The following is a 14,678-nucleotide window of genomic DNA, read 5'->3' on the forward strand; positions in this document are numbered from 1 at the left end:
ATAAATCGCTGATATTCGATAAACTGGGAATCAACCAGGGCATGATTATGGAAAACATGGCAGCGCAGATGCTGCGTACAAGCGGCAATGCGCTGTATTTTCATGAGTTTAAGTATCAAGGGGCAGATGCAGCAAAGGAAAGTAAGTATGAGATTGATTTCCTGACAGTGAGAAAGAGAAAAATTGTTCCCATAGAAGTAAAATCATCAGGATATAAGCAACATAAATCTTTTGATTATTTGCTGAAAAAGTATGACTTAAAAGTGCAGGATAAATATATCCTGTACACAAAGGATTTGCTGTATGAGGATGGAATCACATATCTTCCGATTTATATGGCGGGATTAATATAAGGGCAAAAAACAGAGGCGGTCATATATGACCGCCTAAACTTTTTAATTCTGATTGTGACAACGCAACCATTAGTCCTTTTTCTTTGGTTTCGGATATGGGGTCGGGTCATCGGTGAATCCGTAAATATAGTCGACACTGGTCTCAAAAAGATGGGATAAGAGCTCTGCCTGGTCGGAAGTTGGCTTGCGTTTACCTGATTCCATCTTAGAATAATTGGACTGATCGATACCGGTCTTGAGTTGCACTTGGAGCTGTGTCAAATCTTTGTTTTTTCTTAACTGTTTAAGTCGACTCATTGCAAGTTAACCTCCTTTCTAAGAAATATTATGACAAATTACCATACAAAAAATAGGTCAATTTGACCTATTTTTGGAAAAGACGCAGGAGGCTGGAATAATATCCCATTTTTGACCAGTTATCCGAAAAAACGACCAGTTATCCGAAAATGTTTGTAAGGCGCTTGACGTTATGCTAGAATTAGGGTGAATTAACATATTCATATACATATTTTTATGGTATAATTTCATTAAGAATCATTATGATTAAGGGGAATTACAATGAAAGTATGTATTTGTGATGATTTAGCAGAAGAACTTGAGCTGCTGAAAGCAGCTTGCCAGACATTTTTTGCAGAGAGAAATGTACAGGCGGAGATTGTATGTACGCAGGATCCGGAACACCCCATCAAGCATGAATATGATCTTTTGATTTTAGATGTGGAAATGCCAAAGAAGAAAGGTACTGCTGTAAAGGATCAGCTGATGGGAAGGGAGCGGCCGTTGATTATTTTTGCAACCAGCTATCAGGAAAACATCGTGGATGCTTTTGGAACTAATGTGATTGGATTTTTAGCAAAGCCTTTGGTATGGGAAAGTTTTGAGCTAAAGATGGATTTGGCTGTACGGCTGCTTTTAGCTGGCAGGATGCTGGAACTTTCTCCTGTGCTGTATGAGCATAGCGAGAAGATTATTATGTTTTATACGGAGCAGAGATATACGAAAGCGCTTCTGGCGGACGGCGAAAAAACGCCTTTATCTGCAAAAAGTCTTTCTGCATGGGAAAAAGAACTGGAAGATTTGTATTTTGTTCGAGTGGATACATCTCATCTGGTAAACTGCAAGCATATTGTGGATGCATATGACGATATCTTTGTACTGCGTGACGGGCAAAAGCTGAAAGTCAGCAGAAGGCGAAAAAAGGACTGCTTTGAGAAATTGCGGCAGTATAACTTGCGGTTTTCTAAATTTGCATAAAGAATAGGAGGAAACGGTATGACACCACTTGCACAGCTACTGGAAGTATTAGTTTTACTACTTTTGTTTAAAGGCGTTCTTGGCTATGAGTTTAGAGAAGAGAATCGGTTTCTTTGTGTAGGTTTGGTGATTCTGTTTGTTCGCTGTGCTATGCTGTTTATCTTGCCGGAAGATTATACTTATTTAATCTGGCGCAGTATACTGTTTCCGGCAGCGGCGATGCCGTTTTTCTTTCATGGCAAGTGGAAAATCAATCTGGCAGCGGGAATCTGTATGATGCAGATGGTTTGGGTCATGTATAGGCTGAATATGGGAATCTGGATTGTAGCAGTCGGAGGTGATGTCATTAAAGTTGAGCTACCTCTTTGTTATTATCTGGGTCTTGCAGAGTGTCTGGTGGCTCTCTGTGTGCTGAGCTTGATATTAAGGAGAAAGAAGGAAGGAATTTTCACGCATATGGAGCTTTTGAATGTGTGGATGTTTGTTCCTTTTTTTGTTTGTATTTGGGGAATAAATAATACTGGCTGGTCTTTTAGCACAAGTACTACCGGAAATATTGCTGAAATTGTTCAAGGAAAAAATTTAATTAGAGACGGATTTTTAGGAGTCTTAGTCCTTTTTATTTTTATTCTCACCTGCTGCATGCAGTCTCAGCGGAGAGAGATGAAGCGTCTGCTTTTACTGAATCAGAAATGCCTCGCCGAGCAGACGGAGCAGTATAGCAGGCAGAGCCTGATGGATGAGGAGCTGCGTAAGTTCAGGCATGATTACATCAAACAGATTACAACGCTGCAGCAAATTGCTGAGGGAACGGATATGGACAGAGTTCGGGTTTATCTGGAGCAGATTGCCGGAGAAAAGATAAAGAGTGAATCTTTCTTTTTAACCAATCATTTGGTCTGTGATGCGATTCTGAACAGATATGGGGATGCCTGCAGGAAACAGAAGATGAAAATCAGCGTGGAAGGAAAGTTCCCGGAGCATCTGCATATCCCTGAGGTGGATTTGTGTGTCATTCTTACCAATGGGCTGCAGAATGCTTTTGAAGCGGCAAGCTTTTGCAAGGAGGGAGAAATCTCTGTAAAGGTTGAGAATAGAGAAAACTTTGTTACGATTTCCATTCGCAACAGCACGCTGCAGAAACCGCAGCGGCAGGGAGACGGACTTGCAACGACTAAGGACGATAAAAGGAATCATGGGATTGGAACCAGAAATATGGCAGACGCCGCGCGGAAAAGTGGTGGAATGGTTGAATGGAATTTAGAGGAAGAGGGATATGTTACGGCAAATATTCTGATTCGAGGAAAAAAGAAAGAATAGAAAAGGACGAAAGGCAATTGGGAAAACCACCTGATTGCCTTAAAATTTTGACATAATCTGGAAAATTTGACCAGTTGACCGAAAAAATGACCAGTTATCCGAAAGTTCTTGCAATTTTGTTGACATGATTTTATACTTGAGACATAAAGAAACACAGAATAAAAAACAAAATTGAAAGAAAGGCAAAAGATGAAAAAGAAATTATTATGCGCAATATTAGGATTATCATTAATTATGACAATAGCAATTATGCCGGCATTTGCAGTATCCGTCCCCGTAGGTAATACGAGTGGAGAACAGGACGCTGCAGGAAGTGTTTCCATTTCAAAGCAGGAAGCGGAGGAACTTTTGTCTGAAAAGCTGGATGAAGCAGCGAATGTGCTTGGTGATGAAAACCTGGACATGGCGATGTGCCCGATGAGCGATGGAAGTTTATATGCGGTGAAAGCGTATGATATGGGCGATGACTGCACGTTGACTGTAGAATTGAGAGACCAAAGTGAACTCGCAGTGGGAATCCCGTCTGTCATGCCTCTTGCGACATCAGGCAGCAATGAGATGTGGAAAGACTATGGAAATCGCTACTTTACAGGAAAGGCGACGGTGACAGTTGGAGGAGCTAGTGTTACTTTGGGATTAGAAAATCATTATATATTGTCTGCAAATGGGATTGATGAGAACTTTGGCAAGGATGTGAAAGATGCACCTGTGGGTTATATTGTTAATGCAGGAACGCCGGTTGTCACCACCAGCACAGCGAGAAGCGTAGGTTCCTCAGTCAGCATGTACTGCAATTTCACTTGCAAAGCAGGTATGACAACCGCCAAATACAAGATGAATACCAGTGTTAAATACCTGGCGCAGAACAAGACCGATAAACAGGTTAAAGTGGGGCATTCCTGGAATTTGACAAAGACATCATAAGGAAGAATGAGGGTATTGGGAAATAGAGAAATCTAGCGAAAGTAGGCGGGAAAATTGAGAAATCTTCAGGGAAGCGGATAGGCAGATGAAAACCTGCAAAGAAAAAGAGTTTTCTAAAATAGCAAGTTGGATTAGGAGCCCAATTTAAGTTATTTAGGAAAACTCTATGAACAAATCATACAACAACTTTAGAGAAAAATCAAGATGTAGGGGGCATTTTGGCTGAAGGTCGAAAGGAGAACGACATGAGAAAGTTTTTATGCATGATATTAGTATTGTCTTTGGTTTTGGGAATGGGAACGGCAGCGTTTGCGGAGACATCGAATGACACAACGGGCAAATTAGGTGATACAGTGGAAACATCTACGTGTAATGAATATGCAATGCTGAAAGAGCTGGCTAAAGAAAGTGAATTTAGTCTTGTTAAACAAGGCTACACAAAATCTGAGATTGTAGAAATCAAGGATTACAAAGAAAATTATACCAAGCATCTTGAAAAGTTGGATAAACTGGAGGATCAAGGGCTAACTAATCTCGGGTATGATGAAGAACAAATAAAAATGATTAGAACATTTAAAGGAAGTGAAGCGGAATTGTATGGACTCTCAGCAACACTGTCTTTAAATGTCGTAAAGACTGACTTTCGATACAAGGAAACAGAACGTTCAAGAGGGACTTTTTCATACGAATGGACATGGAGTGGGATTCCGATGTCGACCTCAACGGATATAGTTGCAGCAAGTTGGAATGACTGGGAAATCGTTTCCCGTAGTAGTACAATTAAGTACTATGATATGACGACTGGTAGTTATGAAAAATCCACTACTGGTACAAGAAAAGATCCAACCTCTTCAGGAGGGATAGCAGGTGCAGGGTATACATTTCCGTTAAGAATTTCGAAAGAAAATTTATTTGCTAAAAATGGAAAAGTTTCTCTTAATTTGATTTCAGATGTATTTTCAAGGAAAGTTTTCTATTATTATGCAGCTTATGGGCATACGGTACTATCAGTATCTCCATCGTTTGCATTATCTGGTTCAGGTATAAATGTCGGAATTGAATTCAGCTCGGGAGTTGAAAAGTTGAGTCCTAAAAAAGGAAATAGTACACCAAAAGTTATTTCTTAGAGCATTGCAAAAATAAGAAAAGCAAAGATTGATGTTAAATAACATATAATAAAACATACAGGGGGGTTTTAATGAAACCCCCTATATATTTAAAAAGAATTGCTTAAAACGAAAATCAAGGAGATGCGGTCATGAAATTGGAACACTCAGAAAACAAAAAATTTTTCCATGTTGAGGGGGAGCGTATTAAAGACGAATTTGCCGCCAAGAAAATTGCTGACGGAAAAAATTCCTTTAGGGAAAATTTGCGTAAAGGGATAAAAGAATTGGAATTCGATATCTGGAGCGCACTGATTATAATTACAATTGTGGCAATTTTTGTAATGCAGGGAAAGATAGAGGGACAGATTGTAAAAACAAGAGATGCCATTGATGCCTTTGAGAGAAAAGCGATGGTACAGGCTGAGAATTTGAACTATTTTATGAATGAGTTAATTGAGGAGGGAGACAGTGATGATTAAAAGAAGCACATTGAAAAAAATAATTCTTGTGGTTCTTGTAATCATTTTAATCAAGCAAGTGCTCTTTTATGAAGATTTGCTGAAATGGTGGGAATGCTACGGTGCTCAGGGGAAAAATTATGATGACAGCATGTTGGGAGGCTATTTGGAGCGCTTGCAGGAGCGAATTCTTGAGTTTTTTTGCTGAGAGATAAATAGATTTATATAAGAAAATCATAGAAGGAGAAACTGGATTAAGAAGAAAAACGTCTATTTCTTTGCCGCTGTATCGGGTCTCTGCTACTTTTGCACATTTATCTTTTTCGTTTTCATCAGCCCGAGACAGCCGGAATATAAAAATGGCCTACTGTAGAATACATATATACTACAGTAGATGGTGAAATGAACGTTCCGGACAATCGGTTTTGCGGTTGTGACTGGGATTTCGACGGGTATGAAAAGTCGGTAGAAGTTGATACGAGCAATCGCAAGGTGACGATAGTTTTAGAAGAAACGACTGGCCTTGCGTTGAATGTAATTTATCCGAAGCAGCCTGAGCGAATCATCGTAAAAAGGTTTTCAAACGGTGACTTTCCGGAAAATGCGGAGGAAAAAAGTATTACAAAGGATTCAAAGCATTTTTCCATCAGCCCGGGTTATACATATTTGTTTGAATTGTGGTATGACGAAGAGCACGTTACTTATGCGCTGAGATGTGAGCCTTTTGACGAAATGAGTGAGGCTTGACCGGTTGTCTTGAAGAACGGGCTAGGCGCTAAGAGTTTTCGATATCCTTAAGAAAATTGTAAAAGTGTGATAGGGAAAGCAAAGAGATGAAGAAGAAAACGAACAGGGGAACGCTGGTAACCTGGATTGTCATTGTGGTAATCCTACTGGTTTTAAATGTTCCATGGCCGGTACACAAGGAACTGACCGGTATTATGATAAAAATGGATGACTCGGAATTTTGTGAAGAGGTTTCCATTGAACTTGACGGAAGCTACTACGTTAATTTCCTAAAGGAAGATGAATACTGGGGATATTTTCGCCTTTCCAATGATAAAATGACACAGAACGAGCAGGTCGCTTTCAATCTGTCAATTGGTGCGGATTATGAAGAAGACCTGAGCTATCGATTTTACGAAAAGGAAAATCCGTGGGAATTCGCACAAGTCTGCAATGAGTTAGGCGCATATGAGTCGGGACGGCTTTTGTCCAAACGATTCCTTCGCAAAATCTGCATAGAGGTGCCGGATTATGTGGAAAATGGATATGGTATCTATGATGGGATAGAGGAGCGTACCGGATACATGATTGTCACCGGTGTAAGCAATTATAAAGAGGCAATGAATAGGATAGATGCATGCTACAGCGATATCGTATTCATGCCGGAGCATTTGAAAGAGTGGCCCAACCGGGTGAAATTTTCCCACAAAATTCATACTTCGTAGTGTGTTTTTTAGGCATGTGACAGGAAGTATATGAAAAGATCGGAGATTCGGTAAAGGAGGACGAATCCTATGAACAAAAGCACCACATCTATGTTTGCTGTATTAATCATCGTTTCCCTGTTCGCGTCAGCTTTTGCGGCATATGACATATTCTGGAAAGAAACGGTAAAAGAAAAAGAACTGGGAAAACTCGAAAACGGCGAAGTTTTTAGTTTGCGGACGAACAAGAAGCTGGTCGGCGGTATAGCAAATGAAGAGGATCACAGCATTATTCTTTCTATCAGATATAATAAAAATCGAAACCGGACTTTTGAATGGCAAATAAAGGATTATCCAACGGAAAAGTTTGCACCGGAGGAAGAAGCGTTTTGGCATGATGTGATCGACTATGCGGAGGAACGGATTACCGAGGCTAATGTAATCGAAGTACAGCATTTCCTTTTATGGTAGGCGATTGAAAATGGAATCAATGCCATAGTTGACGCAAAAGGGATTGTTTAGAAAAATAAATACAGATTTTTAAGAGGGGGTGCAAGAATATCTGAATTTCAAAAAAACATGGCGGATTATTTTGTGATATGTGTAAATGAATTTAGCAGCAATGATTTAATCGCTCACCAAATCTCTATCTTGACTTTCTATAAAAATCACAGTAAAATATAACTAGAGTGTTGGCTATAGCCGCACGAAGGGGCACACCACCGCGGGTGTGAACTTTCGTGCGGTTTTTTATTGTCAGAGGACCCGGGCACCCACCCGAAGCGTTGCGTCTGGAAAAGGTGGAGGGGCTTATCTTAGAAGCAAGATGCGAACTTAACTTAAAAAGCGCTTTTTTGAAAAAAGTGTATAAAAATTTTAGCAAAATTGTCGCTATAAGAGGGAAACCAAAGCTGTAGTCGGTGTAATTCAATGAAAATTGCAGGATTTTTAAGCTTCATCATATGAAAAGCAGGAGTGCGTTATACATTTTTTAGCGATTTTATTAATTTTGGTTAAGTTTTGACGTTTCTTTTATACATAAAAAAGGATTTTTTGGAATTTAGGTTAAGACGGCTTAGTACAAAGTGAAGAAAATCAGAAAGGAGACCGATATGGTAAGAATCAACGGTATTGATGTCAACGCCGCAGGAAAAAGTCTGGCGGCGTACATTGATGAAAATGATTATCCCCGCATGCGCATTGCGGTGGAGCGCAACGGAAAAATTGTGCCAAAGGCGAGGTATGAAGAAACCATTCTGACGGATGGCGATAAGATAGAAATTGTAAGTTTTGTAGGAGGTGGCTGATGGCAGAAAGGAGCGGAATTTTACCGGCAGAAGAAGAAATCAGAAAGTGTCTGGAACTTCGTCATACGAAGGCTGTGCAGGATAAGTTGGCGGCTGCAAAGGTTGCTGTTTGCGGGCTTGGAGGACTTGGCTCTGCGATTGCCATTGCGCTGGCGCGAAGCGGTATCGGGCAGCTTCATCTCATTGATTTTGATAGGGTGGATTTGTCAAATTTAAACAGACAGCAGTATGCGATTAGCCAGCTGGGACAGCCTAAGCCGGAGGCATTGGCAGAGGAAATCAGGAGATTTTCTCCTTATGCAAAGTTTATTACCGATTTTATAAAGCTGACAGAGGAGAACATTCCACAGCTGCTGGCAGAAGATACATATATCTGCGAAGCCTTTGACAGCGCGGAACAAAAAGCTATGCTGACCAACTGCGTACTGACAGAATTACCGGGGAAATATCTGGTAGGCGGCTCTGGCATGGCGGGATACAGCGACAGTAATACAATTCGAACGAGAAAAATCACAGAGCACTACTTTCTTTGCGGTGACGGCATTTCGGAAATCAGCGAAGGCTGGGGACTGATGGCGCCGCGAGTCATGATCTGTGCGGCGCACCAGGCGAATATGATAATCAGATTGATTCTGGACGAAGAGGTATAGAATAGGAGGAACAATATGGAAAAGAAAGACACGTGGAGCTTAGGCGGAAGAGAATTTTCTTCCAGATTTATTTTGGGCTCCGGCAAGTACTCTATGGAGTTGATTAATGCGGCAGTGGAGCAGGCAGGTGCTGAAATTATCACCCTTGCGGTGCGCAGAACTAACACAAAGCAGAGCGAAAATATACTGGACTTTATTCCGGAACATGTGACCCTGCTGCCAAACACCAGCGGCGCAAGAACTGCGGAAGAAGCGGTGCGAATTGCCCGCATGGGAAGAGAATTGGGCTGCGGTGATTTTGTAAAAATCGAAATCATGAAGGACAGCAAATACCTGCTGCCGGACAATGTGGAGACGGTGAAAGCGACAGAGATTCTGGCAAAAGAAGGGTTTATCGTAATGCCGTACATGTATCCCGACCTCTATACGGCAAGAGATTTAGTCAGCGCCGGTGCGGCTGCCGTGATGCCGCTTGCGGCGCCAATCGGTTCCAACAAGGGCTTAGCAACTAGAGAGTTTCTGCAGATTCTCATTGATGAGATTGACCTGCCGATTATTGTGGACGCGGGAATCGGTAAACCTTCCCAGGCATGCGAAGTGATGGAAATGGGAGCGGCGGCAGTGATGGCAAACACCGCCATTGCGACGGCAGGCGATATTCCAGCCATTGCGACGGCCTTTCGAAAAGCCATCGAAGCGGGAAGAAGCGCACATTTGTCAGGTCTTGGCAGAGTGTTGGAACGCGGCGCCAGTGCATCCGACCCATTGACTGGATTTTTGAGAGATTAGGAGGAAAATCCCATGAAGGAAAATCAGTTTTTTGTGGACTCGGAGAAGTTGAGTCCAAAGGCGCTGGCGCGGAAACACCAGATTGAGGAAGATCCGTCGGCGAGAACCAACCACATGGAATATATGGAAGGCATGGAGCAGATTGACTCTGACGTGATGGAGAAGGTGCTTAGCCAGATGAACACCTACGACTACGAACGCTACACAGAGGTTGACGTAAAACGGGCGCTGGCGGCCAATACCTGCTCGGTGGAGGATTTTAAGGCACTCCTTTCTCCAGCAGCACAGCCGTATCTGGAACAGATGGCAGAAAAAGCCAAAATTGAAACCGGTAAACACTTCGGCAATACCGTGTACTTTTTTACGCCGATTTATATCGCCAACTATTGCGAGAACTACTGTATTTACTGCGGTTTTAACTGTTATAACGATATTCGGCGGAAAAAACTTTCTCCGGAAGAGATTGAAAAGGAGATGCGGATAATCGCAGATTCCGGCATGGAGGAAATCCTGATTTTGACCGGGGAGAGCCGCAAGGTCAGCAGTGTGGAATACATCGGCGAGGCGGTTAAAATTGCCCGAAAATATTTCCGCAATATCGGAATTGAAATTTATCCTGTCAATGTGGCTGAGTACCGCTATCTTCATGAGTGCGGTGTAGACTATGTGACGGTTTTTCAAGAGACCTATAACGCTGACAAGTACGAAACACTGCATTTGATGGGGCATAAGCGGGTGTTCCCGTACCGTTTTGAAGCGCAGGAGCGAGCGCTGATGGGAGGCGTGCGAGGCGTTGCCATGTCAGCACTTCTCGGACTTTCTGACTTCAGAAAAGACGCTTTGGCATCGGCGCTACATGTTTACTATTTGCAGAGAAAGTATCCCCATGGGGAATTTTCGCTGTCCTGTCCGCGGCTCCGCCCTATCGTAAACAACGACAAAATCAACCCGCTTGACGTGGGCGAGCGGCAGCTTTGTCAGGTACTGTGCGCGTATCGGATCTTCCTGCCTTATGTGGGAATTACCGTGTCCACGAGAGAGGAAGAACATTTTCGCAACGGCATTGTAAAGATTGCCGCCACAAAGGTCTCCGCTGGCGTTTCCACCGGGATCGGAGACCATGAGAGCAAATATGACGGAAAGGACGCAGGTGACACCGGCGACGAACAGTTTGAAATCGCAGATGAGAGAAGTTTTGAGCAGATGTATCGGGACATTGAAAAAGAAGGTCTGCAGCCGGTAGTCAACGAATATATTTATGTGTAAAAAAATAGTAATCACAAATCGCCATTTGGTACATGGCGATTTTTTGACCCAAATCAGTAAAGTACTTGAAACAAAGCCTGCGGCGCTGATTCTTAGAGAAAAGGACCTGCCAGACGCAGAATACATGCAGCTGGCGCAGAAGGTGCTGCCTCTTTGCAGAGAACATGGCGTACCGTGTTTTTTCAACAATCGAGTAGCTCTTGCAGAAAAGCTGCACCCGGATGGGCAGCAGCTGTCTTTTGCTGCATTCTGTGAGAAGGAGGTGGGCACTGCCGGCATATTCGGGGTGTCAGTACACAGTCTGCAGGAAGCAAAGACTGCAGAAGCACTGGGCGCAAGCTTTGTCATTTTTGGTCATATTTTTGAAACGGACTGTAAGCCGGGTCTGCCGCCGCGGGGTCTGGCTGCCCTGAAAGAAATCTGCGCCAGCGTATCGATTCCTGTTTATGCCATTGGCGGCGTGAATGGGGAAAATTCCCCTTTGTGCGTGGAAGCCGGTGCGGCGGGTGTCTGCATGATGAGCGGATTTATGGAGATGGAGTAACTATCCGGAATTTTGTAAAATATATTTTATAAAATTGACAATAATAACGAATGATGATAAAATAATTTTACAAAAACTGGAGGAACGCGATGATAGAAAGAAAAGAGTATTTACAGGACTTAATTAGTTTTAAAGATAAGCACATAATTAAGGTCATTACGGGAATCAGACGCTGCGGAAAGTCCACTATGTTTGAACTTTATCAGGATTATCTAAGAGAATCAGGCGTTAAGGATACGCAGATCATTGGAATCAATCTGGAGGACGGAGAGTTTCGTATGATAAAGGACGCAGAAAAGCTTTATTCTTATGTAGCAGATAGGCTGACGCCGAATCAGAAGAATTATGTTTTTTTAGACGAAGTGCAGCAGGCGTCTGATTTTCAAAAAGCGGTGGACTGGCTTTATGCGAAGAAAGATGTGGACTTATATATCACTGGCTCTAATGCGTTTCTGTTATCGGGAGAACTTGCGACACTGCTGTCAGGCAGGTATGTTGAGATTAAAATGCTACCTTTATCGCTGAAAGAGTATGCTTCTGCTTATCCGCAGATTGTCAGCGCTGCGGAGCTTTATATGAATTACCTAGTGAACAGTTCTTTTCCTGGAACTTTGGAACTTACCAGAAAGAAGGATATCCGCACTTATCTGGAAGGCATTTTTAATACAATTTTAATCAAGGATATTGTAACCAGAAAGAAAATTGCTGATTCATCCATGCTGATTAGTGTGATAGAGTTTATTTTTGATAATATCGGAAATATATGTTCGGCGACCAAAATTTCTAACTTTATGACTTCAGCAGGAAGAAAGATTAGTGTACCGACTGTGGAAAGCTATCTGCAGGCGTTACGAGACAGTTTTATTGTTTATAAAGCGAGCCGGTATGATTTAAAGGGAAAACAGTATCTTGCAACAGGTGCAAAATACTATGTTGCGGATATAGGGCTTCGCTATTATCTTCTGGGTAGCAAACCAACGGATATGGGGCATATTTTAGAAAATATTGTTTTTCTGGAACTTTTGCGCAGGGGTTATGAGGTTCACGTTGGAAAGATTGGAGACGCAGAGGTGAATTTTATTGCGGTCGATGACGAGGGGGTTGAATACTACCAGGTATCACAGACTGTCATGGAGGAGAAAACTTTGAGAAGAGAGCTTTTTCCGCTGGAATCTATTCGCGATCACAACCCGAAGTATCTTCTGACGATGGACTTTATACCGTTGACTTCCCATAATGGAATTAAACAAATCAATGTGCTTGATTGGCTTCTAAAGTAACACCGCAAATATTTTGCCGAAAAAAGAAATATGTGCGTGACAAACCAGTATAATTGGTATAGAATGAATTTGTATACACAAATTCAAGCGTGTATCGCTAAATTGAATAGACTGCTTCCGCCGAAGCGGCCTAAGTTATAAAAAGAGAAAAGGAGAAAAACTTTATGACTATGGTAACCAACCAATTGGTAAACGATTGGGTAAAAGAAATGGCGGAATTAACCAAACCGGATGAGGTTGTCTGGATTGACGGGAGCAAGGAACAGCTTGATGAAATTAGAAAATTATCCCTTGCAACCGGTGAGATGATTGAGCTGAATCAGGAAAAATTGCCTGGCTGCCTCTACTACCGCACTAATCCCAAAGACGTTGCAAGAGATGAAAAGAGAACGGTAATCTGCACCAGCAGAAAAGAAGATGCTGGCCCTACTAACAACTGGGTTGCACCGGAAGAGATGTATGCGAAGATGAGCAAACTCTTTGACGGCTGCATGAAAGGCAGAACTATGTATGCCATTCCGTTTTCCATGGGCGTACCGGGAACAGAATTTGCTAAGATCGGTATCGAACTGACCGATTCTATTTATGTAGTACTGAGCATGGCGATTATGACCCATGTAAATCAGAAGGTAATTGATTTGCTCAACGAAGGCGCAGACTTCACAAAATGTCTGCACTCCAAAGCACAGATTAATGAACAGGAAAAGTACATTGCACATTTCCCTGAAGACAATACAATTTGGTCTATCAACTCAGCTTATGGCGGAAACGTGCTGCTTGGCAAAAAATGCCTGGCGCTGCGCATCGGTTCTTACCTTGGAAAACAGGAAGGCTGGATGGCAGAACATATGCTGATTCTGAAGATTGAGAACAAAGAGGGCGAAGCGAAATATGTTTGCGGCGCATTCCCAAGCGCTTGCGGAAAGACCAACCTGGCAATGTTGACGCCGCCTGACTATTTTAAGAAAAAAGGATACAAGATTTCTACCGTTGGCGATGATATTTCATGGCTGCGTATCGGTGATGATGGAAGACTGTATGCAGTTAATCCAGAAAACGGTTTCTTTGGTGTTGCGCCGGGGACTAACGAAAAGTCCAACCCGAATGCACTTAGAACCACACATAAAAATACCATCTTTACTAACGTGGCGAGAAACTTAGATGATAATACCGTATGGTGGGAAAAACTCGACAAGAATCCTCCAGAAAACGGTGAAGATTGGCTGGGCAATCCTTGGAACGGAAAGACTTCCGAAGAAAAGGGCGCACATCCAAATTCCAGATTTACAGCGCCGGCAGCAAACTGCCCGACCATCGCTGATGAATTTGCAACAGGAGAAGGCGTGCCTATTTCCGCAATTATCTTCGGTGGAAGAAGAGCAAAGGCTGAGCCGCTTGTTTACCAGGCAAGAGACTGGAACCACGGCGTATTTATCGGTTCTGCTATGGCATCAGAAACAACCGCTGCTGCCAATGGAAAAGTTGGCGTAGTGCGTCATGATCCGATGGCAATGCTGCCGTTCTGCGGATACAACATGGCAGAGTACTTCCAGCACTGGATTGACATGGGCAAAAAGATGACCAATCCACCGCAGATTTTCCATGTAAACTGGTTCAGAACTGACGAAAACGACGAGTTTATGTGGCCTGGGTTCGGTGATAACCTGAGGGTTATCCTGTGGATGCTGAACCGCTGCGAGGGAAGTGTTGACGCGGTGGAAACTCCGCTTGGTTATGAACCAAAGGCAGAAGATATCGATACCAATGAACTGGATATTGAGCCAGAAGTACTGGGGAAACTCCTTCGCGTAGACAAGGAGATCTGGAAAGAGGAAATCGCAGGAATTGAAGAATTTTACAGTCAGTTTGAATGGCTACCTGAGGAAATTACCGAAAACCTCGACAGGCTGAAGGCGCAGATTTCATAAAAAGAAAAATTTACGAGACTGTCTCAAGGAAAAATGAGGCAGCCTCGTTTGTATGTGCACCATTTA

Annotated in this window: 18 protein-coding genes; 17 read left to right on the forward strand and 1 reads right to left on the reverse strand. The window is 42.7% G+C overall.

All coding sequences use genetic code 11. From position 1 onward, the window contains the following. Window positions 1–353 (forward strand): DUF4143 domain-containing protein (locus tag D1151_RS14360; protein WP_161909353.1); only part of this gene is annotated, 353 nt, incomplete at its 5' end. Between the two features lie 69 nt (window positions 354–422). Here the strand turns inward: D1151_RS14360 and D1151_RS14365 are convergent. Then, complete coding sequence (locus D1151_RS14365; RefSeq protein ID WP_161909354.1) at window positions 423–650, reverse strand: helix-turn-helix domain-containing protein; 228 nt, start codon at window positions 648–650, stop codon at window positions 423–425. 261 nt (window positions 651–911) lie between these two features. Here D1151_RS14365 and D1151_RS14370 point away from each other — a divergent pair, with 261 nt between their 5' ends. The 16 genes from D1151_RS14370 (at window position 912) to D1151_RS14445 (ending at window position 14,612) form a co-directional block, all read left to right on the forward strand. Beyond that, on the forward strand, window positions 912–1,607 hold the full coding sequence (locus D1151_RS14370; protein WP_160200942.1) for a LytTR family DNA-binding domain-containing protein: 696 nt from the start codon (window positions 912–914) through the stop codon (window positions 1,605–1,607). Window positions 1,608–1,625: 18 nt separating this feature from the next. Beyond that, entirely contained in the window at window positions 1,626–2,927 is a 1,302-nt protein-coding gene (locus D1151_RS14375) for a sensor histidine kinase (protein WP_161909355.1), read from the forward strand. 234 nt (window positions 2,928–3,161) lie between these two features. Then, window positions 3,162–3,851 (forward strand): hypothetical protein, encoded by a 690-nt coding sequence (locus D1151_RS14380; protein WP_160200940.1) that lies wholly within the window; start codon window positions 3,162–3,164, stop codon window positions 3,849–3,851. Window positions 3,852–4,096: 245 nt separating this feature from the next. Further along, window positions 4,097–4,978, forward strand: coding sequence for a hypothetical protein (locus tag D1151_RS14385; protein WP_161909356.1), 882 nt, complete (start codon window positions 4,097–4,099; stop codon window positions 4,976–4,978). Between the two features lie 131 nt (window positions 4,979–5,109). Beyond that, window positions 5,110–5,439: a hypothetical protein gene (locus D1151_RS14390; protein WP_160200938.1), complete on the forward strand. Its 330-nt coding sequence runs from the start codon at window positions 5,110–5,112 to the stop codon at window positions 5,437–5,439. Then, window positions 5,432–5,626 (forward strand): hypothetical protein, encoded by a 195-nt coding sequence (locus D1151_RS14395; RefSeq protein ID WP_160200937.1) that lies wholly within the window; start codon window positions 5,432–5,434, stop codon window positions 5,624–5,626. The genes D1151_RS14390 and D1151_RS14395 overlap by 8 nt, the downstream gene beginning before the upstream one ends. Window positions 5,627–5,820: 194 nt before the next feature. Then, on the forward strand, window positions 5,821–6,165 hold the full coding sequence (locus D1151_RS14400; protein ID WP_160200936.1) for a hypothetical protein: 345 nt from the start codon (window positions 5,821–5,823) through the stop codon (window positions 6,163–6,165). 86 nt (window positions 6,166–6,251) lie between these two features. Then, window positions 6,252–6,869 carry a hypothetical protein gene (locus D1151_RS14405; RefSeq protein ID WP_160200935.1) on the forward strand — a complete coding sequence of 206 codons (618 nt, stop codon included), beginning with the start codon at window positions 6,252–6,254 and terminating at the stop codon, window positions 6,867–6,869. Window positions 6,870–6,938: 69 nt separating this feature from the next. Beyond that, on the forward strand, window positions 6,939–7,319 hold the full coding sequence (locus tag D1151_RS14410) for a hypothetical protein (RefSeq protein WP_161909357.1): 381 nt from the start codon (window positions 6,939–6,941) through the stop codon (window positions 7,317–7,319). A gap of 641 nt (window positions 7,320–7,960) precedes the next feature. Next, on the forward strand, window positions 7,961–8,155 hold the full coding sequence (gene thiS, locus D1151_RS14415; protein WP_160200933.1) for a sulfur carrier protein ThiS: 195 nt from the start codon (window positions 7,961–7,963) through the stop codon (window positions 8,153–8,155). Beyond that, window positions 8,155–8,805 (forward strand): thiamine biosynthesis protein ThiF, encoded by a 651-nt coding sequence (gene thiF, locus D1151_RS14420; protein ID WP_161909358.1) that lies wholly within the window; start codon window positions 8,155–8,157, stop codon window positions 8,803–8,805. The genes thiS and thiF overlap by 1 nt, the downstream gene beginning before the upstream one ends. A gap of 15 nt (window positions 8,806–8,820) precedes the next feature. Then, on the forward strand, window positions 8,821–9,594 hold the full coding sequence (locus D1151_RS14425) for a thiazole synthase (protein WP_161909359.1): 774 nt from the start codon (window positions 8,821–8,823) through the stop codon (window positions 9,592–9,594). A 12-nt stretch (window positions 9,595–9,606) separates the two neighbouring features. Further along, entirely contained in the window at window positions 9,607–10,860 is a 1,254-nt protein-coding gene (gene thiH / locus D1151_RS14430; RefSeq protein ID WP_161909360.1) for a 2-iminoacetate synthase ThiH, read from the forward strand. After that, complete coding sequence (locus tag D1151_RS14435; protein ID WP_160200929.1) at window positions 10,853–11,404, forward strand: thiamine phosphate synthase; 552 nt, start codon at window positions 10,853–10,855, stop codon at window positions 11,402–11,404. The genes thiH and D1151_RS14435 overlap by 8 nt, the downstream gene beginning before the upstream one ends. Before the next feature lie 89 nt (window positions 11,405–11,493). Continuing rightward, on the forward strand, window positions 11,494–12,684 hold the full coding sequence (locus D1151_RS14440; RefSeq protein ID WP_161909361.1) for an ATP-binding protein: 1,191 nt from the start codon (window positions 11,494–11,496) through the stop codon (window positions 12,682–12,684). 137 nt (window positions 12,685–12,821) lie between these two features. Next, window positions 12,822–14,612: a phosphoenolpyruvate carboxykinase (GTP) gene (locus D1151_RS14445; protein ID WP_275557657.1), complete on the forward strand. Its 1,791-nt coding sequence runs from the start codon at window positions 12,822–12,824 to the stop codon at window positions 14,610–14,612. The last annotated feature ends 66 nt before the right edge of the window (window positions 14,613–14,678 follow it).

The organism is Emergencia sp. 1XD21-10, assembly GCF_009936045.1.
In the GTDB taxonomy this organism is placed as follows: Bacteria; Bacillota; Clostridia; order Peptostreptococcales; family Anaerovoracaceae; genus Senimuribacter; species Senimuribacter intestinalis.

What these genes read in the sequence shown, in the direction of transcription:
- D1151_RS14365 (WP_161909354.1), bottom strand. Translation starts at nt 650, where the DNA reads ATGAGTCGACTTAAACAGTTAAGAAAAAACAAAGATTTGACACAGCTC.
- D1151_RS14370 (WP_160200942.1), top strand. Translation starts at nt 912, where the DNA reads ATGAAAGTATGTATTTGTGATGATTTAGCAGAAGAACTTGAGCTGCTG.
- D1151_RS14375 (WP_161909355.1), top strand. Translation starts at nt 1,626, where the DNA reads ATGACACCACTTGCACAGCTACTGGAAGTATTAGTTTTACTACTTTTG.
- D1151_RS14380 (WP_160200940.1), top strand. Translation starts at nt 3,162, where the DNA reads ATGACAATAGCAATTATGCCGGCATTTGCAGTATCCGTCCCCGTAGGT.
- D1151_RS14385 (WP_161909356.1), top strand. Translation starts at nt 4,097, where the DNA reads ATGAGAAAGTTTTTATGCATGATATTAGTATTGTCTTTGGTTTTGGGA.
- D1151_RS14390 (WP_160200938.1), top strand. Translation starts at nt 5,110, where the DNA reads ATGAAATTGGAACACTCAGAAAACAAAAAATTTTTCCATGTTGAGGGG.
- D1151_RS14395 (WP_160200937.1), top strand. Translation starts at nt 5,432, where the DNA reads ATGATTAAAAGAAGCACATTGAAAAAAATAATTCTTGTGGTTCTTGTA.
- D1151_RS14400 (WP_160200936.1), top strand. Translation starts at nt 5,821, where the DNA reads ATGAACGTTCCGGACAATCGGTTTTGCGGTTGTGACTGGGATTTCGAC.
- D1151_RS14405 (WP_160200935.1), top strand. Translation starts at nt 6,252, where the DNA reads ATGAAGAAGAAAACGAACAGGGGAACGCTGGTAACCTGGATTGTCATT.
- D1151_RS14410 (WP_161909357.1), top strand. Translation starts at nt 6,939, where the DNA reads ATGAACAAAAGCACCACATCTATGTTTGCTGTATTAATCATCGTTTCC.
- thiS (WP_160200933.1), top strand. Translation starts at nt 7,961, where the DNA reads ATGGTAAGAATCAACGGTATTGATGTCAACGCCGCAGGAAAAAGTCTG.
- thiF (WP_161909358.1), top strand. Translation starts at nt 8,155, where the DNA reads ATGGCAGAAAGGAGCGGAATTTTACCGGCAGAAGAAGAAATCAGAAAG.
- D1151_RS14425 (WP_161909359.1), top strand. Translation starts at nt 8,821, where the DNA reads ATGGAAAAGAAAGACACGTGGAGCTTAGGCGGAAGAGAATTTTCTTCC.
- thiH (WP_161909360.1), top strand. Translation starts at nt 9,607, where the DNA reads ATGAAGGAAAATCAGTTTTTTGTGGACTCGGAGAAGTTGAGTCCAAAG.
- D1151_RS14435 (WP_160200929.1), top strand. Translation starts at nt 10,853, where the DNA reads ATGTGTAAAAAAATAGTAATCACAAATCGCCATTTGGTACATGGCGAT.
- D1151_RS14440 (WP_161909361.1), top strand. Translation starts at nt 11,494, where the DNA reads ATGATAGAAAGAAAAGAGTATTTACAGGACTTAATTAGTTTTAAAGAT.